At 60.4% G+C, this 22367-nt stretch carries 19 protein-coding genes; 2 read left to right on the top strand and 17 right to left on the bottom strand.

Going from position 1 to position 22367, the window contains the following annotated elements; all coding sequences use genetic code 11:
• Positions 1-335 precede the first annotated feature (335 nt).
• The 12 genes from U1E26_08205 to U1E26_08150 are packed head-to-tail and all read right to left on the bottom strand — an operon-like array spanning position 336 to position 16156.
• Positions 336-827 (bottom strand): hypothetical protein, encoded by a 492-nt coding sequence (locus U1E26_08205; GenBank protein ID MDZ4169624.1) that lies wholly within the window; start codon positions 825-827, stop codon positions 336-338.
• Positions 828-871: 44 nt separating this feature from the next.
• Positions 872-2131: a hypothetical protein gene (locus tag U1E26_08200; protein ID MDZ4169623.1), complete on the bottom strand. Its 1260-nt coding sequence runs from the start codon at positions 2129-2131 to the stop codon at positions 872-874.
• 25 nt (positions 2132-2156) lie between these two features.
• Positions 2157-3875, bottom strand: a complete 1719-nt coding sequence (locus U1E26_08195; protein MDZ4169622.1) for a hypothetical protein — start codon at positions 3873-3875, stop codon at positions 2157-2159.
• The gene (locus U1E26_08190; GenBank protein MDZ4169621.1) at positions 3862-5376 is read right to left on the bottom strand and encodes an AAA family ATPase; all 1515 of its coding nucleotides are present in this window, start codon (positions 5374-5376) and stop codon (positions 3862-3864) included. Before U1E26_08190 ends, U1E26_08195 begins: the two co-directional genes overlap by 14 nt.
• Entirely contained in the window at positions 5360-5851 is a 492-nt protein-coding gene (locus U1E26_08185; GenBank protein ID MDZ4169620.1) for a hypothetical protein, read from the bottom strand. Before U1E26_08185 ends, U1E26_08190 begins: the two co-directional genes overlap by 17 nt.
• 13 nt (positions 5852-5864) lie before the next feature.
• Positions 5865-6047: a hypothetical protein gene (locus tag U1E26_08180; protein ID MDZ4169619.1), complete on the bottom strand. Its 183-nt coding sequence runs from the start codon at positions 6045-6047 to the stop codon at positions 5865-5867.
• A 51-nt stretch (positions 6048-6098) separates the two neighbouring features.
• Positions 6099-7697, bottom strand: coding sequence for a hypothetical protein (locus U1E26_08175; GenBank protein ID MDZ4169618.1), 1599 nt, complete (start codon positions 7695-7697; stop codon positions 6099-6101).
• A 19-nt stretch (positions 7698-7716) separates the two neighbouring features.
• Complete coding sequence (locus U1E26_08170; GenBank protein MDZ4169617.1) at positions 7717-9462, bottom strand: hypothetical protein; 1746 nt, start codon at positions 9460-9462, stop codon at positions 7717-7719.
• The gene (locus tag U1E26_08165; protein MDZ4169616.1) at positions 9455-12199 is read right to left on the bottom strand and encodes a hypothetical protein; all 2745 of its coding nucleotides are present in this window, start codon (positions 12197-12199) and stop codon (positions 9455-9457) included. The genes U1E26_08170 and U1E26_08165 overlap by 8 nt, the downstream gene beginning before the upstream one ends.
• On the bottom strand, positions 12199-14196 hold the full coding sequence (locus tag U1E26_08160) for a hypothetical protein (protein ID MDZ4169615.1): 1998 nt from the start codon (positions 14194-14196) through the stop codon (positions 12199-12201). The genes U1E26_08165 and U1E26_08160 overlap by 1 nt, the downstream gene beginning before the upstream one ends.
• A gap of 11 nt (positions 14197-14207) precedes the next feature.
• Positions 14208-14930 carry a hypothetical protein gene (locus U1E26_08155; GenBank protein MDZ4169614.1) on the bottom strand — a complete coding sequence of 241 codons (723 nt, stop codon included), beginning with the start codon at positions 14928-14930 and terminating at the stop codon, positions 14208-14210.
• Positions 14931-14956: 26 nt separating this feature from the next.
• Positions 14957-16156, bottom strand: coding sequence for an SPFH domain-containing protein (locus U1E26_08150; GenBank protein MDZ4169613.1), 1200 nt, complete (start codon positions 16154-16156; stop codon positions 14957-14959).
• A 419-nt stretch (positions 16157-16575) separates the two neighbouring features.
• On the opposite strand from U1E26_08150, the gene U1E26_08145 reads away from it, so the two are divergent.
• Entirely contained in the window at positions 16576-17184 is a 609-nt protein-coding gene (locus U1E26_08145) for an SHOCT domain-containing protein (GenBank protein ID MDZ4169612.1), read from the top strand.
• Positions 17185-17330: 146 nt separating this feature from the next.
• Here the strand turns inward: U1E26_08145 and U1E26_08140 are convergent, their stop codons facing one another.
• Together U1E26_08140 and U1E26_08135 are read right to left on the bottom strand one after the other, a co-directional pair.
• Positions 17331-17732, bottom strand: a complete 402-nt coding sequence (locus U1E26_08140) for a hypothetical protein (protein MDZ4169611.1) — start codon at positions 17730-17732, stop codon at positions 17331-17333.
• Positions 17733-18107: 375 nt separating this feature from the next.
• Positions 18108-18539, bottom strand: a complete 432-nt coding sequence (locus tag U1E26_08135; protein MDZ4169610.1) for a hypothetical protein — start codon at positions 18537-18539, stop codon at positions 18108-18110.
• A 248-nt stretch (positions 18540-18787) separates the two neighbouring features.
• Here U1E26_08135 and U1E26_08130 point away from each other — a divergent pair, with 248 nt between their 5' ends.
• Complete coding sequence (locus U1E26_08130) at positions 18788-19171, top strand: hypothetical protein (GenBank protein MDZ4169609.1); 384 nt, start codon at positions 18788-18790, stop codon at positions 19169-19171.
• 128 nt (positions 19172-19299) lie between these two features.
• Here U1E26_08130 and U1E26_08125 read toward each other — a convergent pair whose 3' ends face one another.
• The 3 genes from U1E26_08125 to U1E26_08115 all read right to left on the bottom strand — a co-directional run bounded on the left by U1E26_08125 (position 19300) and on the right by U1E26_08115 (position 22224).
• Positions 19300-20196 (bottom strand): nucleotidyl transferase AbiEii/AbiGii toxin family protein, encoded by an 897-nt coding sequence (locus U1E26_08125; GenBank protein ID MDZ4169608.1) that lies wholly within the window; start codon positions 20194-20196, stop codon positions 19300-19302.
• Between the two features lie 53 nt (positions 20197-20249).
• Positions 20250-21053, bottom strand: a complete 804-nt coding sequence (locus U1E26_08120) for a hypothetical protein (GenBank protein ID MDZ4169607.1) — start codon at positions 21051-21053, stop codon at positions 20250-20252.
• Positions 21054-21495: 442 nt separating this feature from the next.
• Complete coding sequence (locus U1E26_08115; protein ID MDZ4169606.1) at positions 21496-22224, bottom strand: PDDEXK nuclease domain-containing protein; 729 nt, start codon at positions 22222-22224, stop codon at positions 21496-21498.
• Positions 22225-22367 lie beyond the last annotated feature (143 nt).

The raw sequence follows: 22367 nt of genomic DNA, 5'->3' as shown, positions 1-22367 counted from the left end.
TCGCGAAAGTTGACCTGAAGCCGAACACCTCGTCACACTTATGCACAAGCGCGTCGCTTCGCTCCGACCCGTTCGGCTTCAGCCGTTACGGTGTTCGACTTGGAGTGGAATAGGTGTGCGACTTCGGCGTAATCCGCAGTGAAGAGCAGGTCCCTACGGTGCGAGGGGCCCGTGGGAGCCACAGGTCCGGCCGGACTCGCCGCACCGCTTTCCGACGCCGGAGTCCCGCACGCCGCACAGTAGCTCGCGCCGTCGATCAATGAGTTCCCGCAGCTGCCACAGAACAACCGACTACCCCCTCCGTTCGGACAACCCGCCGGGGCCGGGCTCACGCATCAGAGCATATCCGGGGAGCCCAAGTCCCGATAGAAGACCCGGTACGTCGGCGGAACAGCGTCCACGATAGCGTTGAAGTACCTCCTGTAGGCTTCGATGTTGACTGTTCCGCTGGCGGCGTACTCCATTCGGACTGCGTCCAGCTGCGCGTAGGCGGCCTCGAAGTACTCCGCGTCGAGTCCACTGGGCGGCTCCCAGCGAATCGAGTAGCGGGAGTCGGCACTCTCGCTGGAGAAGTCATTTGTCCTGCACTCGTAGCGCTCAAGCACTGCGCCCGTCACCATGTCGGCGATGAGCCATACCTGCGGTCGTGGCATCAATCCGCTCCGCATGTCGTCCGCAGAGTACAGAAACGCGAAAGAGGCAATCACAGCACGCCCTTCATGCATCCTGATGAGCGGCTGTGAGGTGGTGTGGGGAACCTTCACACCCCCCACGATCTCGCTCGAGTGAAGTGCCCGCACCTCACCGCTGGGCTTGAAATCAGACATCATCTTCTCCATTTCCTAGACAAGCAACCCGCGGCCGCACGCAATCACGGTTTCCTCGAAACGACTATGCAGGTGGGGTCAGCGATCGTCCGATCCGGTGTCCCGATATACATCGCATGGAACTGAGTCGCATCGACGTGATCAACGCCACCGCCCGAGTCGACAATGCTGAATCCGGTGATGTCCCCAGTGTCGCTACGTTCCACCCCGTTGACTTGGATCCAATGATCGGTGAACACCTGATCGGTGAAAGCATCGAATCCGTAGTCCTCACCCCAGAGCGTCTTTGAGTCCACGGCGATGTTGATGACGCTGCCGCTTTCAAGTCGTTCGGCAATCTGTTGCTCAGTCAGCGCGTTCTCGAAGTCGAAACACCCGACATCGATCCGCTCGGGTTCGATCTCGCGGTAGAGCTCAACAAGTTGCTCAGTGGTAGTGCCGCCGCACGCGGCAGGGTCACCTGTCACTGAGCAGAGTCCGTTGTCGACGGCCACGGTAAGGCAACCGTTCTCGCTGTACTCTGAGCCGCCAAACAGGCTGTTAAGTGAGTTCGAAATAGTGGTAGGCCCGCAGGTGCCTTGGAACTCGAAATCGTTGATTCCCTGTTCGTAGGCGACAATAGGAGGCTCCATGATCTCCTGCAGCTCAGGTGCGGCGGTGATGTCGGGCCGGATCTCGGGATCTGAGGCACAGTCATCCAGCCCCGAGGCATCGGGGAGCTCGGCAGTTTCGGGCGTCTCGGGCGCCTCCGGAATCGGCTGCAGGTCGTTGACGAACCCGTCGATGACGGGCAGATCCGAGGACTGTGGCGGCTCGGTCACGCCTTCGACGGGGAAGAAGCCCTCGGGCGGCATCTCAGGCATCGACTCAGGCTCGTGCTCGAACGTGTCGATGACATCCAGCCCAGAGGGGGCGGGCGGCTCGGCGGTCTCGGGCGGTCGGTTTATCTCCTCCATCTGCTGGAAGGGATCCTCGTAGTCTGCCGGCACCGTCGGCACCTCCACGGGAGTGTCAGCAGACTCCGGCACTAGGTCGGACACATCGACTGCAGGTGGGGCCTCGTCCAGCGCGGTGGGCGTCTCGGGCGCCTCCGGAATCGGCTCCGGGTCGTTGACGAACCCGTCGATGACGGGCAGATCCGAGGACTCTGGCGGCTCGGTCACGCCTTCGACGGGGAAGAAGCCCTCGGGCGGCATCTCAGGCATCGACTCCGGCTCATGCTCGAACGTGTCGATGACATCCAGCCCAGAGGGGGCGGGCGGCTCGACGGTCTCGGGGTCGAGATCATAGTGGTTCTCGTCCAAGGCACTCCCCTTAGCCTGGGAGCAGCTACAGTGACTCCAACTGAGCCACCAGCCGCTCCGACAGCACATCCCACTCGGCGTACTCACGGGCGTAGCCTGCAAACTCGGCCGAGATATCATCGAGTGTCGCCTGCATGTTCCTAGTGATTCCGTCCCACTTCAGACCGATCTTCTCTCTCTCGGACCGGTTGTAGTAGATGTAGCCGAGGCCGCCAATAATGGCGGCGGCACCTACGCCGAGCAGGGACAATGAGGTGAAGAACGCCGCGATGCCCACGGCTACACCGGCTGCAATCAGAATGTAGGTGACTGTGTCCTTGACCGTAGCCTGCTCGGCCGCTCTCTTGACATCGCAGTGGTTCTTGGCCGATTCCTTCGCCGAACTCATGTTGTCGAGATCAGCCAGAACCGTGAAGTCGTCCACAGTCAGTTCGACCTTCGAAACGAAGCTGGCTCGGTAGTGCTGGATGTAGCTAGCCGCCGCCTTGAGCTGGAGTTCCTTGAGCAGAGTGAACATGTTAAGCCGCATCTGCGCGTTTGCCTCAAGCGCGCCCGCAGGTTCGTACACCCATCTGAACATCTGGTCGACAACATCGAACCTCTCGGCTTCGGCTGTCTTGCGGTCGGTGTGATCGGCCTCGGCTGCTTCCAGGTCGCCCTGAAAGCGAATGATGGTCTCGTTGCGTTCGATCTCGTCATAGACTCTCTGTTCAATGGCGGACGGAGCGGCGACGATTTCGTCCAAGTAGACCTTCAGGAACTCGTTGGTGGCCGAGTCACCTACATCCATGATTGCCGCGTAGTAGCGAATCAACTTCTCATTGTTGCGAGCCATCACGAGCGGCGTCCACAGCGTCGCCCATGTCGGACAGTGCTTGACCATCAACGGATAGTCGAATGCCGACTCTGAGCACATGTTGGTCATCAGTGTCTCGACTCTGTGGACAAGCATCTCCTGGGTGACACCGGAATCCGCCAGGGAACCGTCCATCAACTCGCGTACGTAGGCCGCGATTGACTCTCGTGTCGACTCTGACACGCTCTCTCTGATCGTTCGGCTCAGCAGCGAGAAGAAGAGCAGAACCATGGACTTGTCGGCGCCAACGAGCGGTAGGGCCCTCAGGACCCTGAACCACTCGACTGCGGCCTCGTCACGCCGCACGCGGAGGTTGAATACCAGCAGGAAGGCCGCGGTCCGCTTCTTGTCGAGTTCGAGCGCCCGATTGATGGCGCGGTCAGCTCGCTCCCGAGAGTCGTCCATCCACGCAACAACCGCGAGCAGCACGCACGTCAGCCAGTAGTCGGGAGTCTGAAGATGGCTCTTCTCAATTGCTCTCTCCAGCAGGTCATTGGTGACCATGTTGAAGTCCAGGTTATCCATCATGCCCTGAACGATCTTCCGCACCTGTCGATACGTCTTGAAGTCGTAGTAGCGGGTATTCTGCAACTCTCGAATCTTCTTGTTCGCCAGCTCCATACGCTTTAGGCGTTCGTAGATGAAACCTATCTGCCCCTGGAGTTCGTACGTGGCCAGCGCGGTCTCATGGGCATTCGAGAGCCGTGCGGTTCCCGTGTCGAGGGTCGTGCTGATGTGATTTGAGGTCGCTGCCAGAACGCCCGTCGCCGCGCCCACCGCGGTTGACACTGCTGCAATCTCGGCGGCAAGCTCAGCGTTCTGACGCTGAATCTCGGCAAGCCTCGCCTGCTCTTGGCTGAGTCTAGCCCTCAGTTCATAGTTGCCCATGCTGCTCCCTCTTCGATGCTGACCGCGCTCGACGCGAACCCCAAGATCGGATCTGCTCGATCATCTCGGGGTTGCGAACTGAAATCGGAATGGTCTTGGAGAATGCGACGAGAAGCGACTCCGGTTCGAACACACCTGCTTGCTCAAACGCCACCTGTTCGGCGAGGTCCTTGATCGCATACTCGATGTCGGCGTATGAGAAGTCCCTCGTGGCTGCTACGCATGTATCCATTAGCCCAGGTTCAGGAGCAAAGTGCAGCGAGCTGCGCAGATAGTCGGATATCGCCTGGCGTCGCTCCTCGTCGTCAGGAAGGTCGACAAAGAACACGTCAGAGAATCGTCCCTTTCGGAAGAGCTCTGGCGGGAGCAGGCTTATGTCATTGGCCGTTGCGATTAGAAACGCGCGAGCCTCCGACTCCTGAAGCCAGAACAGGAACTGCCCCAGAATCCGCCGACCGGTATCGTTGCCCGAGTCTGAGATGGAGAGCGCTTTCTCAATCTCGTCGATCCAAAGCACGCACGGCGCAACATTGTCGATGTAGTCGAGCGCCTCTTGCATACGGCGCTCGCTTTCACCAACATACTTGTTGTAGACCGAGCCGATGTCGAATCGGAACAGTGGTAGCTCCCAGGACTGTGCAACCATGCGCGCCGAGAATGACTTGCCGCACCCGGGAACGCCGACGAGCAAGATGCCCTTGGGAACCTCAAGGTCCCTGTCTGCCAGCTCCTCATCGCGCGCGAAGAAGACGCGCTTCTTCGCGGCAAGCCAGCTCTTCAGACTCTCGAGCCCGGCGACTGCGGTGTTTGGCTTGAGGTGCACCTGCTGGATGCTCGACGTTGCCGAGAACAGCTGCTCTTTGCGCGCAACGATCGACTGTAGGTCCTCGCTCCCCAACTCCTGATTCGAGACAAGCGCTGCCCGAAGCAGGTTGCTGATCTGTGCTTCGCTCAGCCCGCGCAACAACGTTGCGACGTGACGTATCTCGGAATCGTCCCATTTGACGCCTTTCTGGGAGTCAGCGAACGACCGAACCAGTTCGTATCGCTCGTTTGTGTCCGGGAAGTCGAGATGCGTCACTAGGCCGAATCTCGCCAAGCGTGGCCACACCGGTTCAGCAGCAACAACCACAAGGGTGTTGTGGTTCTCGGCAGCCAGATAGATGGAGCCCAGAAGCTCGCGTGTGTAGAGATTGTCATCGCCAAGACGGCGAGTATCGCCAAGGGCGAACGTCAGGTGGCGCCGTCGGCAGAACGTCTCGTTGACAAACGGCATGGGGTCGCCGGAGACATCCTTCCCGCCATCAGATGTGCTATCCGCGCTCAGATTCACAACCTGCTTCGCATCTGTGTAGTAGAAGACGTCGATGCGATTCTCCGCGACGAGTTCCTTGAGCATACGCTCGACGCGATTACGTTCGACCGAACTCACAATCACCAGCGGCGTGCCCGCAAGGACGAAGTCACGCAGCTCTGACTTGGTGCTAGCGAAGTTGCCCAAGGCAACCCCCCCTTTGCCACCGGAGACGCAGACGGCCAACGTAGAATCTCAGATCATCCAGCGGCGGCTGCCCCGACTCCCGGTCGATGTGGAGCAGGAACTCATCAAGGACGTGCAAGACCTGCGAACCAACAGCCTCATCTAGTTCCTTGATGTACTCCGGAGGCATGAAGGACAACCCTCTGAAGAACATCAGGTCGTCGCAGTCGCGAGAGAACCTCCGGACCAGAGTCAAGACATCATCCGAATAGCCCGCAGCCGGGGACATCGAGAGGCTCCTCTCGAGCCCCCTGACAAGCCGAGAGAGTGCGACGTTCTCGAACTCGACGATGCGCTCCAACAGACGGCGAGCCGACGAAGCCCCACCTTCAAGAGACCCCTCCGACAAGGTCGTGGCGATGTCACTGCCGCATGAACGCCGGCCGTACTCATCCAGCAGCGTGGACCACTCTGCGTATGTCGTGGGAGGTCTCAAGAGCCCGTCCTGCTTACTCTCCCAGGAATGAACTGGGCGGCTCAAGACTCCAACTGGGCAGCTTCTTCTCCATGTCCTTCAGGCGCTCAGCTTGGATTCCCTGCTGAGCGACCTGCGGCTGCGGTGCGAAGTTGCGGGCCACGCCGTCTTGGATTGAAGCGGCGAGTTCTTGCTCGGACTTGGTCTGGTCAGACATGCGAGTTCCTCTCCTGCTGTCGGTACTTTTCGGTCGGTCCCTGATGAACCACTAGATGAAGTTCAACCGCTCTACGATCTGGTCACGCTTCTCGCTCTCTTGACGGTAGAAGCGCCTGAAATCGGTAATCTGCTCCATGGTCTCGGTGAGATTCGCGACCGCTGCCTCGATCCGAGCCGGGTAGCTCTTGTTGGCCCGCAGGACGTTGAACACCAGGAACGCGAGGGCCGCTGCGGTCACAACGAGCGACAGGGGGTTGACAAAGGCAAGCCCTGCCGAGATGACAAACAGCGCGAGTGCGACGATGTTCGGCGGGTTGACGTACATGATTGAGAACTTGTTGGCGTTGAAGTGCGCGCGCATGTTCTCCACCAGCTCAGCTTGGTCCTCCCCATTGGAGGCGCCCTCCCAGACATCGACCTTGATGCGGTAGCTTCCGGGAAACGCGTTCTTCACCGCCGCCGAGTAATTGCCTATCGCGCTGATGAACCACGCTTTGGTGTTTTGCAGCCCGAACTTCCTCACCTGTGCATCGACCTGGTCATTGTCGTACAGGACCCAGCCGATCATCTGACGACCTATGTTGAAGCCTTCGCCCTTGAGCCGGAGCATCTCTTGGTACTGCTGTTCTGCTGTCTCAACGACCCCGCTGTTCTTGATGATCAGTCCGTAGTACTCCTGCTGGCTGCGAAGCTCCGACTCCTCGGCGTCGTAGTCCGATATCAGCGAGGTCAGGACCGCATCGGCCCGAGCCTTGTAGTTGTCGTCTGTCTGCTCAACGCCCTCGACATCCATCGCAACGATCACATCGAGCACGGTCTGGTACTTGGAGACCTGCGCGTATGAGACCTCGAGTTCCGAGGAGTTCTGACAGAACTCCCGGATCGCTGGATACTCGAACGCCGAGCGCGCAGGGAGGTTGATGATGTAGGCCCCGTACGAACCGACGAGATCTGCTTCGACAGCCGGATCGTCGTTGATGATTGCAACCCACGACGCGATGACCCTGTTTAGCTTGTCTTCGAGCTCCTTGTCGCGGCCAAACAGCCCCGACAGAAACGCCTGAAGCATGACGGCGGCCTCTTGCTGCAGGAAAGTGGGGTCGAGGGTGCTCATATACTCGGCGAACCACTTCTTCGCTGCCGGCTGCCGGTTAAACCGAAGATTCATGAGGGTGAAGAAGAGGCTCGCTTTGACCGGATCGCGCCGCGCTGCCTCATAGAGCGCGTTGCGCGCAGCGTCGGGGTAGTCGTTCACCCATGCGGTGATGGCCATCAGTGCGTATGACAGCCAGTAGCGGGAACTTGTGATCCAAAGCTCCTCGGAGAGCTCTTGGATTGTCGTATTGCGCACAAGGTTGATGTCGAAATCGCGCACCACGCCTATGACAGTCCTTCGCACGGTCTCGTGATCGCCGAACTGTTCCTTGAGCACTTGGTCGATCCGAATGACGTTCTCGTGAGCGAGCTGCACCTCCTCACTCTGAATCATGTCCTGTCTGAACTGCGCGACGCTTTCGTAGATCCTATGAGTTGTCGCCTGGATGTTCGCGGTCGAAGTGTCGACTTGCTCGATCCTCACGTGCACGCCCGAGCGGAAGGATCCGATGACATTCTCCAGGTTGCTGATCAGTGCCGAAGAGTTCGACATTCCCTACCTCCACGAATCCCTAGTCGAAGAACCCGAGTGCCTGCTCGAGGTCACTGGATGCGGCATCAGCCGCCTTGTACGCCGTGCGCCATTCACCAAGTTCACCTAGTGTCTTGCGAATCGTCTCTATGTTGACGCGTCTCCTGTCATTAAGCACGGCGTCAAGATCGACGATGCGGCGCCAGAGCAGAAACGCCCCACTGATGCCGAGCAGCACCGCAATTACCACCGCTGCGGCGCTGAATGTCTTTGTGGCAAGGAGCCAGACCAGAATCGCCAGCGACAGTGCGCAGGCGCCCCCCCAAATGAGCACGAACTTGTCCTTAGCGAGGTCCTTCCACTTGTTCTTGCTGTAGTGCTCCTCATACTTCTGTACAGCGAGGTCGACCTCGTCCTCGGAGCACTCAAACGACCACTCTGCCACGTGTATCTCGTAGCGCTCCTTCTCGCGCCGTCGGTAGTCCTCTTGGTAACTCCGGAATCCGGCAGCCATCCAATCCTTGAGCAGCGAGATTGAGAAGTGCCTAATCAGCGGCGAGATTCGCACGTCGCCTGCCGAGAACGCCCAGCGCATGAGCAGTTCTCCGAAGGTGGCTCCACCATCGACTGCGTAGCGCTCGTCGAACGCCGCCTGGGCCAGCGCGAGATCTCCCTTAGCCGCGACGATGAGCTCGTTGTACTTGATGCGTTTGTAGAGCTTCTCCTCGCCACCGTCCATAGCTTCAATCAGGTTGTAGAGCGTGTCCTCGATGATCATGGCGAGATTCTCGCCCTCGGGTGTTCGCTCGGCCGCGATCTTGGTGAACTCCTCGGCCAGCAGTGTGTTGCGCTCGGCGACGCTCAGCAGGTGGCGCAGCTCCCCGAAGTCCGTGCTGTACTCGCGCAACAGCCCAAACGGGAAGTCGGTTGCCTCGGGGTACGCCTCGGCGTACGCACGGGCTCGCGCTGCCACGTCCCTGTCGTAGGCGATGTTGGCTACCTGGACCTGGGCGATCATCTCGTTGAACCGCTCGCGCGCATGCGCCTCGAGCTCGTGGGAACCACCGAACGCTCCGGATAGATGCGCCTGCAGCAGGTACTGCCAGTCCTCGCCGAGTTTGCTGGCATCAACCCTGTCCAAGTAGTTCGTGTACCATTTGACAGCCGAATCCAGCCGCGAGAAGCGCAGGTTCACCAACAGGAAGAATAGGCTTGATTTGGCGGGGTCGAGCGAGAGCGCCTTGCTCACCCCCCGCTCTGCGGCCTCCTTCTCGTCAGCCGCCCAGAGCATGGTGCTGGCGATGCAGTAGGTGAGCCAGTACTCGCTGTTTTGCAGGTAGGCTTTCTCGACCTTCTTGCGAGCGGTTTCGCTCGAGACGATATGCGCGTCGAGTCCTACCACGTATCCCAACGTGATACGGCGCAGCTCATGGTAGTACCCGAAAACCCTGTAGTACTCGTCGGTGAACTGCGTGATGTTCTTGGTGGCCGTCGATAGGTTCTTGTAGGTGAAGTATCGCTGCGACAGATCCTCAAGCAGAGTGAACAGCTCGCCTGCGTTGAGTTCCTCGGCCTTGACTCGTTCTGCCAGCCCGCTGAGGTCCTCATGCACCGCCTCGCCCATCACAGCGGCGACGGGAATCACTGCTGCGACGGCCGCGCGTAGCCAGTTGATCTCCTCCACCAACTGGTTATGTCGAACTACCTCGCGATTGTAGGCGTCAACTGTCCGGTTGATCTCATTGATGAGCATCTGGGCTTCTTGAGCTTCGCCATCGTCAGCCATTCGACTCCCCCTTTGATCTCTCGCCGACTTCCACGGCTTGGTGCGGCATCACGCGTTCGTCCCTCAGTACGCCAAAGACCTCTGCGTCAGCAACCGCGACGCTCTTCGCCAAGAGCGTCTTTCGAAGCACCTTGATTGTCGCGCAGTCGCGCAATCGTTGAGATGGATTCACTCCCGGGACCTGTTGCATACGCGACTCAACCGCGCCGGCCACTCGGAAGAGGAGCATCTCCTTGATCCTGTCCCAATCAGACAAGTAGTCGAGATAGAACGTTGCGATTTGCGAGGCCAAGAAATCCGCGTCGACGCGTGTGTCAAAATCGCACCCCTCACTACAGCACCTGCTGAACGCGCACTCTCGAAACGGCCTGAGCAGCATGGCCCGAGTGTCCCAGAAGTCGACCTCGTCGTGAACACGAGCATCAGAAACGGACCGGGCCATGGGAGCAACCGACTGCACGTCGTCAACCTTGACGTGTAGAGGGGCATTGAGCCGCCCATAGTGCAGAAGGCACTCACCGGTGCCAAGTTGCGCAAGCATGGCTTCGTCGGTCGGCTCCATGTTGGTTGCACCGCCGACCATGTCGCGGTTCTGGCGCTCAACGAGACGGAACATCACCTTGATGTCGGTGTTCGCGATGATGTTGCGACCGACGTTGGCGGGTGACTGGTCGGCGATGATGATTCCGGTACCGTACGCGCGAACCTCAGCAATCATGTCCTCCAGCGCCTCAACCGTCGAGCTGCGCGCATCCGGACTCTGGTTTGAAGAACTGCCGAGAAGCACGTGCGCTTCGTCAATGAGGAAGATGTTCTTCAGTTTGCCGTCGAGCGTAGCGTTGCTCTTGGTATACGCGCAGAGCGAAACGAGCAGAAGGGCCATGAGCAGCGACTTCTGCTCCTTGTCGCCGATGGCGTTCAACTCGATGATTGTCGGCTTGGCGAGGAGGTCCTCAATCGGGAGCGTATTGATCGTGTCGTAGATGTTAGGGTTCTGCTCGATCAGTGAGGTAAGGCGCACAACGCCAGCGCTCTCGATGTTGCTCTTGGTTTCGCCTTGGTAGTCGAGGCGCCGCACGCGCTCCTTGAACACCCGGATGAACTCGTAGAAGCCGAAGCGCTGGACATGTGGGTCGTCAAGCGTGCTTGTCGACTTCCACCCGTAGCGGTTGTAGCAGTCATTGATGGCAGCACGGAAGATTCCGGGCAGCGGGTCGGGCATATCGAAAGCCGCGTTAAACGCGGTCATCAGGCTCGGCACGTAGCTTTCGATCGTCACGCAGGGCGGCGGAACGAACGGGTTGATGATGAAGGGAGATACGTCGTTCTTGCCTGGTGTGAAGATGTTGATCTCGGGAATTGCATCGATCAGCGAGCGGTACTCTGTCTTCGTGGGCTCGATTGCGAGGAACGGGATGTTGAACTCCCGCCAAAACCGCAGAAGCATCCCCAGGGCGAAGTTCGTCTTGCCATAGCCCGAGGCACCCACGACGAGCGCGTGGCGAGCGAAGTCGTTGAGCGGCACTCCCGCCTGAGCAGACGTCGCGTCAGCGCTCTCGGCGTCCACAATGTCTCCGATACGGAAACTCCCCTTCGCAAGAACCGTCTGGTGGAGCTTGTCCCTGGTCGAGTGCGACCTCTTGCTCTCAAGCCCAATGATCCTACCGTCATCAAACGGCGCCTTGAATGCCGCCCGCACGAACTGCGACGTTGCCAGGTACTTCATGCGTATCAGGTCAATCGGAGCTCCCTGCGCCTCCCAGAAACCCGATTCGCGTGTGTCATATACGAGCCGGTTGCTGTGGATCCATGGCGACACCGTGAAGCCGTCAGCCAGGGTGAATCCTGCGCCTGAGACGTCAACAACCGTCAGAGCATTGCTGCCCGCCTGCGTGTCCGCCTGAATGAGATCCATCAGCTTTCCGGCAAGCGTGCGAGCGTCCGCAGAAGGGGCGTACACCAGGAAGTTGAAGTAGTAGATGTTCTCCTTCTGTGAATCGACGAAGTCCACGTAGGAGACTGCTGCGTCGGAATACGTACTGGGCACGACCGCGCCCGGCGTCATGAGAATCTGCGCTCGCACCGCGTCGACAACGGCTCGGCGCTGCGCGATGCCCAGCTGTTCCGTTTCTGAGTACCTCGTGGGGATCAGCTGCAAACTGACGGCCGAATTCAGGCACTGACTAAGAGTGTTCGTGACAAGCGCGAAGTTGTCGCCAATCGCTGGTGTCACAACATCGGTGTAGTACAGTCCGATTCCCGTTTGGCCGCCAACGACCCGCTCCTGGCGAGCGATAGCGGAGATAGTCTCGTCGCTGACGCAAGAGAGTACATCACTAAACGACTTCCATTGGGCGTCTGAGACCAGGCGCTCGACGGCGTATCCGCCTTCCCTGAGACTGAACTCCGCGTTCTTGATGATGACCGCCAGCCGCTCTGCAAGCTCCGCACAATCGCCTCCCATCCCCCGCACGATGAAGAAGATGCGCGTCTGGGCACGATAGGTCTGGTTCTTGGCAGGGGTTGTCACAAAGAGCAACTCAGCGGACGTGTCGCCCGAGTCGTCCCGCCGGTGAAGATCATTGACCAGTCGCGCAAACAACGAGTCAATCGCATCGGCTGCCCCGGCGATGGTCTCACTGACCAGCTCCCAGTACGGAAGAGCCGTGATCTCCAAGATTTCGGCCGAAGCGGTTCTCCCGTCCGCCAGCGACTTCGTAGGCGAGACCGTGGGCATCAGAAGAACCCGCCCGTCAGTCCGTGTGTGTCGCAGTACTTGATCGCGGCGGCCGAAAGAGCTGTCTTGTTCGCCGCTACGTACTTCTTGAACTTGATCGCCTTGGTGCCTGAGGCATCGGTGACAGCGACAGCGAGCTGAGCAGCTCCGCCTACTTCGTCCAGTTCCTGAAGCACTGCCTGGGCCACTGGCTCAGGGTCTGGCGCAGTGAGCAGGTACGCTTGCAGCAGGGTACAACCCACCACACGGTCCAAGTGCCCGATGCGGCAGTTGATAGAACCCGCTCGGCCACCCGCGCGAGCAGCCAGCGCGCGAACCCACTGCGGCTTGGTTGCATCTGCCTCGACGCAGCGGAGCACATACGTGCTGAATGCTTCCGAGGAGATCGTGCTGTCCTGGCTGTACAGCTCGCTGGACAACTCCGGCGCATATGGCGTGCCCTTGGCACACGCAATCAGGTAGCTGTCCAAGCTCCTGGGGCCGGGCTGCCAACCAGAGGCCTTCATCGACCTGATGGTAGCCAGTGCACGAGCGATGTCGTTCGCGCGGCAGACGAGCGAGACTACATCAATATCAGCTGATACCAGTCCGCGCCGCGCGAATACGCCTATGACGCCCTGCGTCACGTCGGGGCCATCGGGGGACGCAGCGAGGTAGTTGGAGAGCGCGCGTTTGAGTGTGTTCGCGTTCACGTTCTTGCTCAGTAGAGCATCGACAATCACGCTCTTGCTTTCACCATCAGCAGTGAAATGCATCAGATAGTCCTCAACAAAGACCGGGTTCAGACTGTCCACTGTCCCCACGAGGTAGCCTACCAACGCCGCACGGTCGGGATGCGGCGCGCCTTCGCGCAGGTACACGCTGATCACACTCTGCCGGAAGCGATCAGGCTGACCCGAACTGCAGAGCTGGCTGAGCACCGCGGTCTTCTCGTTCACCGTCAGGTCGGTCCGCGACAAGACAACCACGATGCTTGACTGGCTGGGGGACACAAACTGTCCCGATGCCTTCAGCACCTCAAGTCCCAGCACAGCGAAGTTCGCTCTCGCAGACGCGGCGCAGTGGGTCACGACGCGGGCAACATCCTCATCCGTGAGTCGGCCGCCGCACGCCATCTCAAACACCTCTTTGGCTTCGCTTTCCAAGGAGCAGAGCGGCAGAAGTGAGTTCAGGCACGCATTTATGCCGGGCCGGATGCCTGCGCCGAAGCTCGCTCGTGTGATTGCTAGGCGCGTCGCAAGACAATCCGAGGTGGACAACAGATAGTCGTCAAGCACGGCACAGGCGGCCTCCGTCCCCTTGATTCCCGAGACCACTCGGCTGATGTTCGCCGGCTTGCGCTCGGAGTCCGGGTAGCGGCCGAGTAGTTGGCCGAAGAGGAAGTCGCAGTCGAGTTCTGCCGGTGAGTTCACGAGCTCATCGACCAGAGCGAAGTTGCCCTCCGAAAGCGAGTAGCCGACCATGTCCCTCGCAGCAGATCCCGAGTAGACACTCGCGGGGTCGATCAAGGCGACGACGAACTTCTCCCGCTCTTCGTCACCAACCGTATCGAAGACAAGCGCGAGAACGCCATACGCGTCAGATGAGCCAAGACTCTCGTAGAAGTTGTCCTCGTCTGAGCCAGGCGTAAGGGGAGTCTTCTTCAGGGCCGCATAGTACTCGCTGATCTGCGTTGTGAGTCGCCGCTGCGCCTCAGGGCCGTGGGCCATCGACATCGCTACCACGCTGTGCGCCAACCGAGCTATCGTGGTGCCCACATACAGCGGGTCGATCTTGGAACACTCGACGAGGTGGGCCTCCGCGACCTTCATGTCGCGCTCGGCCACCGAGAGCAGCGCCTGGCGAGCGACCCACTTGATTGAAAACTGACCATCGTAGTTCTCTTCGCGCACCATCTCTCCACCGCAGTAGAGGCAGACCCACACCCTCCGCTCCCTGTTGTGCTCCAGCGTCCCGCCGCAGGAGTCACACTTCAGGCTCGTGTAGCTGACTGCCACTGCGGTCCGCCCTACTTCACAAGGAGGAGTCTGCGCCGACGCTCCATGTAGAGCTTCTCGAGATCGGCCACTGCACCGCTCGCGGCCTCAGTATCGCTAGCCTCGCAGAATCCCTTGAGTGCCTCGGTCTTGGCGGAGATACGTGATTCAACTTCCGAGATAGACGCGTCTGGCCTTCCAAACGGATCTGAGTACCGAATAGTCTCGGACAGGTGTTCGAGTTGGCTCTTCAAGTCGCCCGATGACTGGTCCACACATTGATCGACCATCGTCTGGACATCGACGTACTGCGCCTTGAATGCGGTCGCCTCGACACGGCGCTCGTCGCTGATGTTCTGCGCCTCCGTTTGCGCGACAACCGACACTATTGCCGCAACCACAAAGATGGCCAACAATGCGGCCTGAACCAGCAAGGCCGCCTTCCATCCAACCCCCTGAAAGGTCATGAAGACGACGCTGGCAAACAGCTCGGCGAAGAAGTAGAAGACACTCAGGTATATGACCGGTATGCCAAAGAACACGGCGTCGAGTCCCGCCCTGCGCGCCATGAACGCCGGAGCCGCAAGCTGCGCCAGAAAAGCCACACACATGAACCCAAACGACATCCAGAAGACAGTCGCGTCTTCGAGATCGTTCACATCAAAGATGATGAATACGAACAGGCAGTACAGCGCGAAGACGATCACGCCCACCAGGCCAAGGTATTGCGGCGCCTTGCTTTGCTTCTCGCTCATCGGTCCCACCCTCTACGTCCGGCCAACTATTCGGGCAATGGCCCACCACAGGTGCCGCAGAACTTCTGTCCAGGCTGCGTCACTGTGGCCCCACACGCATCACACGTTCTGCCTTGCGGCTTCCCGCAGTATCCGCAGAAGCTGGCGCCGGGGGCGAGTGGCTTACCGCAGAACAGGCAGTTCGCACTGGGCGCGGGTGCAGAATCGTCTTCTTGCGCCTCGGCCTCCGGCTTGGCTTCCGCCTTGTCACGGCCATCGTAGATGCCCTGGACGTCGAAGCGGCCCGTGGGTGGCTTTGGGGTCGACTGCCCGCCAGCCGAAGCGTCCGGATCGCCCTTCAACGGCGAGTCTGACTTGTTCCAGCTGTCGGACAACACGGAACGAGCCACGTCGGCCACTGTTCCGCCCATCGCGCCACCCACCATGAACCCAGCAGCCGCGCCCATCACGTCGCCCATCGAACCTTGGTTGTTGGCAACGCCCTTCGCTATCTCAGCCTGCTGCTCCTGCTGCCAGCTGTAGCCCTCCACGACGCGTCCCGCTTGCCGCGCTTTGGCCTGCGCGAGCACTGCCGTGTCCGCTGCGGGTGTCTGAATGTCCTCGACATTGAAGTAGGTGAGCCGGATTCCGTAGTCATCGAACTGCTTCACCAAGTGGCTTCCGAGGAGATCGCCTATGTCGCGCAGGTATGCGTTGATGCCGTAGTAGCCTATTCCGCCTTCGGTCATCATGCGCGCGATGCAGTCCTTGACGAACGTCGAGATGATGCCGCGGAACTTCTTGACGAGCGCCTCGGAGTCGAATTGCGTCTGGAAGCCGGTGAACTTGCGCACGAACTTCATCGAGTCATCTATGACGAAGCCCATGCTGCCGTTCATCATCACGTGAATCAGGATCTTGTAGACCGGATCCTCTACTTCGATCGGCGCCGAAGTCCCCCAGCGAAGATCCATGGCGTGGACCTTATCGACGAAGAATACCTTGCACGTGAAAGGAGTGTCACCGCCCGTGGCAAGCCTCTGAATCGGCTCCGCACCAGGGATGTTGGGAGACGCCAACGTGTGCCGGCCCTCAGCGTAGATCTCCGTTCGGCCCTCGATCATCACGATGGCTTCGTGAGTCTCGTCAACGATGAGTTGTGTCGTAGAGTTGAAGTTCTCTACCGGGCTCTTCCAAACCAGTGAGTCGATGGGACCTTGAAACTGAATGATGTCAGCAACTGGCATTAGGGCTCGTCCTTCTCTTGAAGGTCCAACCGGTTCCCATGAGGCAGTGGGGCGGCCGAGAACGCGATGTCGACCAACCCTTCAGAAGGCCCCAAAGCGACTCCCTCCCCCAAGGTAGTGCCGCCAATCCCTCACACACACGGCGCAGGACGGAACCTGCGTCAGTCGAGTCTAATGGAACGTCCGCCGTCGCGGAAGTGAGCATTGTGCGAGGTAGCGTGGGTTAGCGGCCGCAGGGCTCTGAGAGCGACACGTGGCCCACTTTGCGCACTTCCCCGCAACGGAACTGGAGACTCCCAAGATGCGGCTGAGACGCACGCCATGCGTCTAGCCCAGAATCTGAAGCGGGAACTGTACACTGGGAGACAGCGTGGTGCGAAGTATCGAACAGGGTACGGCGAAAGAGATGGAACGTGACGATGGATGATGTGATTGCGGGTCTGGAGCGCCTATCGGCGCTGCGTTCGAGTGGCGCTTTGACTGACGATGAGTTCACCGCCCTCAAACAGGAGCTGCTCGCCTCTCATCGGAGTGGGACATCGGCCAGCGACGGCCTCCTCCAAGTGGAGCCTGTGCTGCCAGCCATGCCGGCCGGCCTTGAATTCAACACCAGTTGGGAGCCCCGTTCGCCCCTAGCGTCGTCACCAATCGGTCGAGAGCCCCTTGCACCGATCGGCCACGACATCCCAGCGCCTGCCGTTGAAGTGGAGATTACCTGCCCCGAGTGCGGGATGCAGTGGGAGCTAGAGCCGCACGAGGCGACGTTGCCGGTCTTTCAGTGCGAGGACTGCGGCTTTCCTATTCCGACCCATGGCGCGTCGCCATCCTCGCGGCCCGCAGACGCCGTATGGCCGACCGAGGATGACGAGGCGTTACTCGAGGAGGCCACCCGGCAGGCGATGGACGCCACGCGAAGTGCTACGCAGGGCATGCCAGTGTGCGCAACCTGTGGCACGCCCTACGACCCCGCTGACTACCGCGCTGGCGCGAGCGAATGGCTCTGCGGGCGCTGTGGTAGCGTGCTGTAGCTCAGCGGATGACCGCTGAGGAACGGACCACACGGCGCTACCATCTCGGCAGGCGTCGTAGACAGCAGGCGGATGGCGCTTCGGGGCGACCGCAGGCCCGGCCGGTCCAGGGGACCACGGGCGTGGCCGCAGCACGGACCAATGGGTCAGGTCACATCCCATTTTCCTGAGATTGTGGCAGAAGAACTGCGGAGATTGTCCTGCATGCCTCGAAGAATTCGTATCTTGACCTGGGTGAATGCCCAAGGATGGTTAGTCCGATCCTTCTTACGGTCAAAGTAGACGTGCCCGCTTGTTCCTGCACCGTCTTGATCAAGATCGACGATCAGAGAGTAGTGCAGGGTAACGGAGTTGCCCACCGTGGCAACCAGGCGAGTGTCGGTCAGCTCGCTGATGTACAGGCCATCCATCACCGGCGGTTCGGAGACGACCACCGCATGATTGGGCAGGTAGTCAACCAGCGCAAGACCGAGCAACTCCATGACGGTTTCTCTTGAATGTGGTGACTTGAAAGTGCCCACCTCGGGCGTGTTGAAGAACAGTCCCATGTTGCCTCCTAGATAGTCATGACTCTCCGTAAGCCTGCCCAGTCGGCATAGGCCACCCAAGCACCTCCTAGATGCTAGCACCAGGTCCAGGGCATGCATGCCGAAACCCCGCATTCCCTCAAGTACTGGGCTAACCAGACTCGCCTGAGAGCGTCAGAAGCGCTGCAAAGGGCAGGGGACTGTGCAGACTGTGCCCACCACCGAGCCGTCAGGTCGGGGGCCCATCCTGTGGCGGCCAACTGCGCCCCCCGGCCTCCTTCCGCTGTCCCCAACCCAGCCGTCCCTCCAACCCGCGGCGCCACCGATGCTGGCCTACCAAGCCACCAAGCGCGAGTTCATGGACGACGTCGACAACGACTACGGACTCCGCTCCTTCTAGCGGGGCCACTTGCCCAAGGAGCCACCCACCTTACTGACGGCAGTCGAAAGGGCGTGCACCATCCCGAGCACATTCAAACCCCAGTGGAACGTGTCGTTTGCTTCGATTGCGCCGAAGGTTCCCTGCACTGGGTTGTCGCCCGTGAGTTGGAGCTGCACCTTCCAATATGTAGCCGTCCTGTTTCCGGCGGCAATCACGAAGCCCTGGGAATCCAATCTTTCAACGTAGATTGATTCAACAAGGCGCGGCTTTCCGGCATCGGGGGAGCCTGCCTCTACATCAGCGTAGTACGCATCCAGCGGTTTGCCGAACGGACGCGAACCGTCGTGGATCACGATTTGCCTCAAGACGGAGATCGCCTCTGCCTGCGAACAAGGCATGGTGAAGGTGCGCTCCCGAAACTCCTTTGGCGGTCCGAACAGCCCCATGAAATCCCCTTTAAGTCTCGACTGCAGCAGTCGCGCGCAGTGCATCGTTCGCCATTGAACGGTTGGGTTATGTTCGCAGCAAGCGGCGAACATGTCCATCCATCAATGCAGGGAGCGACGCATCCCACAGGCTGAGGGCTACGCCACACAGAGTGAAGATGCGACTCCCAAGTCCCAGCGCCTTTCCGGTCGTCGCCCCCCCTTCCGCTTTCCTCATCCCGGCACCCCTCCCACCCTCGGAGCCACCAATGCTGGTCTACCAAGCCACCAAGCGCGAGTTCATGGACGACGTCGACAACGACGCCATCACCTCTCGCATCACCGAGGCGTTCGAGCAGCGCATCCACCGCGCAAACGCCTCTGAGGTCCGCTCGTGGACCAACTCGATGCAGTACATGCACAAGGTGCTCAACACTGCCGAGATCCCCGACGGCTGCGGCGTCGCCATCGAGTTCGGCGTCCCCTACACCTCGAGTCGCATCGACTTCCTGCTCACCGGCCGAGGAAACGGCATCGCCGAGTCCCCCCCCCGCCACCGACTCCGCCGTCATCATCGAGCTCAAGCAGTGCGAGTGTGGTCGCCGCAACGACTCCCAACCCCTCGTACCAAGCCTGGCCCTACGCGCGCATGATCGAGCTCTCCGACAAAGCCGTCCGAGAAGCCCGGATCGACCTGCTCATCGACGGTGAAGACCTCGCAGATACTGGCCCAAGTCAAATACTGTCGCCAGTGGCGACAATATCTCAGTATCGGGGGGAATCAGTCGGCATCGCCCCGACTCGGACCGGCCAGTCGTCGCTCGAGGTTGAGTCGCTTCCACGCCATCACGGGATCTGCCTCGGCGCGGTCGAGCACCTCCGGCCACTCAGCGAAGAGGAGCTCCGGGCAGTACTCTGCGTCGTTACCCAGCCGCATCATGAACTCCTGCTCTGCTGCTGTCTTACGACTCAGAGGTTCAAGCCATCCGGCGACGGCGTCGAGCATGGTTTCGAAGTCAGGTACCTGGTCGACGGGCAGGACCGCAACCAGCGGCTCGAGAAAATCGCGGACGGTACCTCCAAGTCTGCGGACGGCGGCAACCGGATCGGTGACGAAAGGGAACGGGTCGGCGGCACAGAGCGAGCGAATCGTCAGCGCCCGAGCCAGCGGATCATCGAACGCCATTGGACTCAGGTCGGCCATACGGTACAGGTCATAGAGATCCCGAGCCGCATCCCGCTCTATCATCGCTTTGACCTTTCCGGCGACGAGCTCCTGCAACTGGACCACAGGGTATTCGGCGGGAGGGTCGGCGTACTGGCACGAGCGCATCTCCGGATCCAGAAGGGCGACCCGAGCTAGATAGCTGATGTCGACCTTGAGGTAGTCGCCTGGGTACTTGACCCGATAGGTTCGCCCGCTGTGCTCATCGTTGGTCGCCTGAACCGAGTAACCAAGCGCTCCCACAACCTCGCGAAACCGAGCGTCAATTCGCGGGCGCTGCTCACGCATGCGATCAACATCGATCTCCCCGACGTACATGAGATCGATATCCACCGAAAGACGCGGGATCTCGCCGTGGAAGACGTTGAGAGCGGTGCCGCCGTGCAGCACGAATTGGTCACCAAGGTCAGGATCCTCACGCAGCGCACCAAGTACCTCCAGGAGGCGTTCCACCCTGTCCACTACCTGAGGTGAGAAGCCAATGGGTAGCGTGAGAATGGGCCGCGTCATCCCGCTACCCACTCTCCAAGCGGCAGACCCTTCGGCACGTAGAGGCGCCACTCGGACACGAACTCCTGATCCGAGCGTCCCGGCTGAAGCCGATAGGTTCCCCGACCCACAGATTCACGCATGTCACCCAAGACGTCGGGATCCACGCGCCAGCTCTCCGCGTAATGCTCCATCGCCCACCCGGCCCGAGCGGTCAACGTGGGAGAGTCCAGAAGGCTCAGGTACCAAGCTACGGATTCTGCCGACATCGAAGTGAAGCCGCCCAGACTGCGGAGCAGCTCTTCCAGCCCACCCGCTAGACGCAGGTCACGCAGACAGTCCACCAATGTCCGCTCCTTCGTGGTCACGCGAACGATCGCCTCCCCCACCCTCAGGCGTGTCTGGAACTCATCGAGACTAGCCTGAGGGTCTGACACGGCGGGCGGCGCCACACGACGGAACCGGTAACCGCGCACCTCGAAAGCCCCCACCCTGTGCATCGAGGTGAAGTACACCGTTCGAAATGGCGAATGCGCCACGCCATGCGCTTCGAGCGCCGAGTGGTGCGAGACAACTGCGTCCGGTGCCGCCTTCGCCGCGACGAGGAAGACGTTGGGGACCCGATCACGGTACACGCCGATGTTGGATGCGTAGAGACCGCGCTTCAGCCGATAAGCCTGGCCGCGCTCCACCGCGTTCTGCAGGTTCTCGTAGCGCGTGCGCTCCGCAGCAGTCACGTCCACGTCCGAGAGGAACTCCTCCAGCGTGAAGACCTCGTGCGCCTCGAGATACCGCAGTGTTGTAGATGACTTGGTGTTCATGCTGCCTCCATATGCGTAATTATTTACGTATTATGCGCATATTGCAACACCGCACGTGCACTCGCCAGCGTATCAATTGTGCAATCAGTGATTGCACAATCGCATCGAAAGGCGAGAGGCTGGGCGATTGCCGAGGAGCTGGGGGGCGAAAACGCCGAGGGGGCGGCTCACCCCGCCCCCCTTCCGCCTTCCTCATCCCGGCACCCCTCCCACCCTCGGAGCCACCAATGCTGGTCTACCAAGCCACCAAGCGCGAGTTCATGGACGACGTCGACAACGACGCCATCACCACGCGCATCATCTAGGCGTTCGAACAGCGCGTCCACCGCGCCAACCCGCGCGAGGCCCGCTCGTGGACCAACTCGATGCAGTACCTGTACAAGGTGCTCAACACCGCCGAGATCCCCGACGGCTGCGGAGTCGCCATCGAGTTCGGCGTCCCCTACACCTCCCCGCTCGTTGCTTCCGTGATCGCAGCCAGTCGCCGTTGCATCTCGTCGCACATCGGTTCTGTGAGGTACTGCGCCGCACGGATCTCTCCCCGATCCAAACCGAGAAGTGCTGTCTGCTGCGGCCCTTTCCGCGCGCATAGGATGAGGCCGACCGGTGGCTCCTCGCCGCTGCGTCGTTCATGGGCGTCAAGCCAACGGAGGTAGAGCTCCATTTGGCCCTTGTCTCCCGGCTCCAACTTGCGCGCCTTGAGCTCGATCGCCACGAGGCATCGCATGCCTCGATGATAGAAGAGCAGGTCCAGGTAGAAGTCCGCGCCGTCAACCACGATTCGCTTCTGCCTCGCGACGAAGCAGAAGTCGGCTCCCAGCTCAAGCAGGAACCGCTGCATCTCGTCGAGGATCGCCTGCTCCAGAGCCGCTTCACTGTGCCTCGCATCAAGGCCGAGGAAGTCGAGAACGTACGGGTCTCTAAACGCCATCTCCGGCTTGGTAGTATCAACTGAGCCCGGCGCCGCCAGCCCCACTGTGATGCCATCACAGCCTCCCGCAGCATGGACGGCTCGCTCGTACAACTTGCCGTCGACCTTCGCGCGCAGAGTACGTTTCGACCAGCGTTCGTGGGCGGACATGGCCATGTAGTAGTCGCGTTTACCCTGCTCGTCGATGGTGAGAAGCTCGGTAATGTTGGTCCACGTCAATTGTGCCGCCAGTGGCGGCACAATCAGACTGCTGACAAACCCCCGTCGGTCTCCGGGTCGACGGGGGTTTGCGGTCTTCTGGGGCGGAATCGAGGAGGTTGCGGGCAATTCGCGGGCGCAGCGCTTCGGCGGAGAGGCCCCTTTCGGCCCTCAGGTGAGCGCGA

The organism is Coriobacteriia bacterium (assembly GCA_034370385.1).
In the GTDB taxonomy this organism is placed as follows: Bacteria; Actinomycetota; Coriobacteriia; order Anaerosomatales; family PHET01; genus JAXMKZ01.
The sequence above is the reverse complement of the archived record's forward strand: the minus strand, read 5'-3'. Positions and strand labels throughout refer to the sequence as shown.

Bases quoted from the DNA above. Each gene is read 5' to 3' on its own strand.
- U1E26_08205 (MDZ4169624.1), bottom strand. From the start codon at position 827: ATGTCTGATTTCAAGCCCAGCGGTGAGGTGCGGGCACTTCACTCGAGC.
- U1E26_08195 (MDZ4169622.1), bottom strand. From the start codon at position 3,875: ATGGGCAACTATGAACTGAGGGCTAGACTCAGCCAAGAGCAGGCGAGG.
- U1E26_08180 (MDZ4169619.1), bottom strand. From the start codon at position 6,047: ATGTCTGACCAGACCAAGTCCGAGCAAGAACTCGCCGCTTCAATCCAA.
- U1E26_08175 (MDZ4169618.1), bottom strand. From the start codon at position 7,697: ATGTCGAACTCTTCGGCACTGATCAGCAACCTGGAGAATGTCATCGGA.
- U1E26_08170 (MDZ4169617.1), bottom strand. From the start codon at position 9,462: ATGGCTGACGATGGCGAAGCTCAAGAAGCCCAGATGCTCATCAATGAG.
- U1E26_08165 (MDZ4169616.1), bottom strand. From the start codon at position 12,199: ATGCCCACGGTCTCGCCTACGAAGTCGCTGGCGGACGGGAGAACCGCT.
- U1E26_08155 (MDZ4169614.1), bottom strand. From the start codon at position 14,930: ATGAGCGAGAAGCAAAGCAAGGCGCCGCAATACCTTGGCCTGGTGGGC.
- U1E26_08150 (MDZ4169613.1), bottom strand. From the start codon at position 16,156: ATGCCAGTTGCTGACATCATTCAGTTTCAAGGTCCCATCGACTCACTG.
- U1E26_08145 (MDZ4169612.1), top strand. From the start codon at position 16,576: ATGGATGATGTGATTGCGGGTCTGGAGCGCCTATCGGCGCTGCGTTCG.
- U1E26_08140 (MDZ4169611.1), bottom strand. From the start codon at position 17,732: ATGGGACTGTTCTTCAACACGCCCGAGGTGGGCACTTTCAAGTCACCA.
- U1E26_08135 (MDZ4169610.1), bottom strand. From the start codon at position 18,539: ATGGGGCTGTTCGGACCGCCAAAGGAGTTTCGGGAGCGCACCTTCACC.
- U1E26_08130 (MDZ4169609.1), top strand. From the start codon at position 18,788: ATGCTGGTCTACCAAGCCACCAAGCGCGAGTTCATGGACGACGTCGAC.
- U1E26_08120 (MDZ4169607.1), bottom strand. From the start codon at position 21,053: ATGAACACCAAGTCATCTACAACACTGCGGTATCTCGAGGCGCACGAG.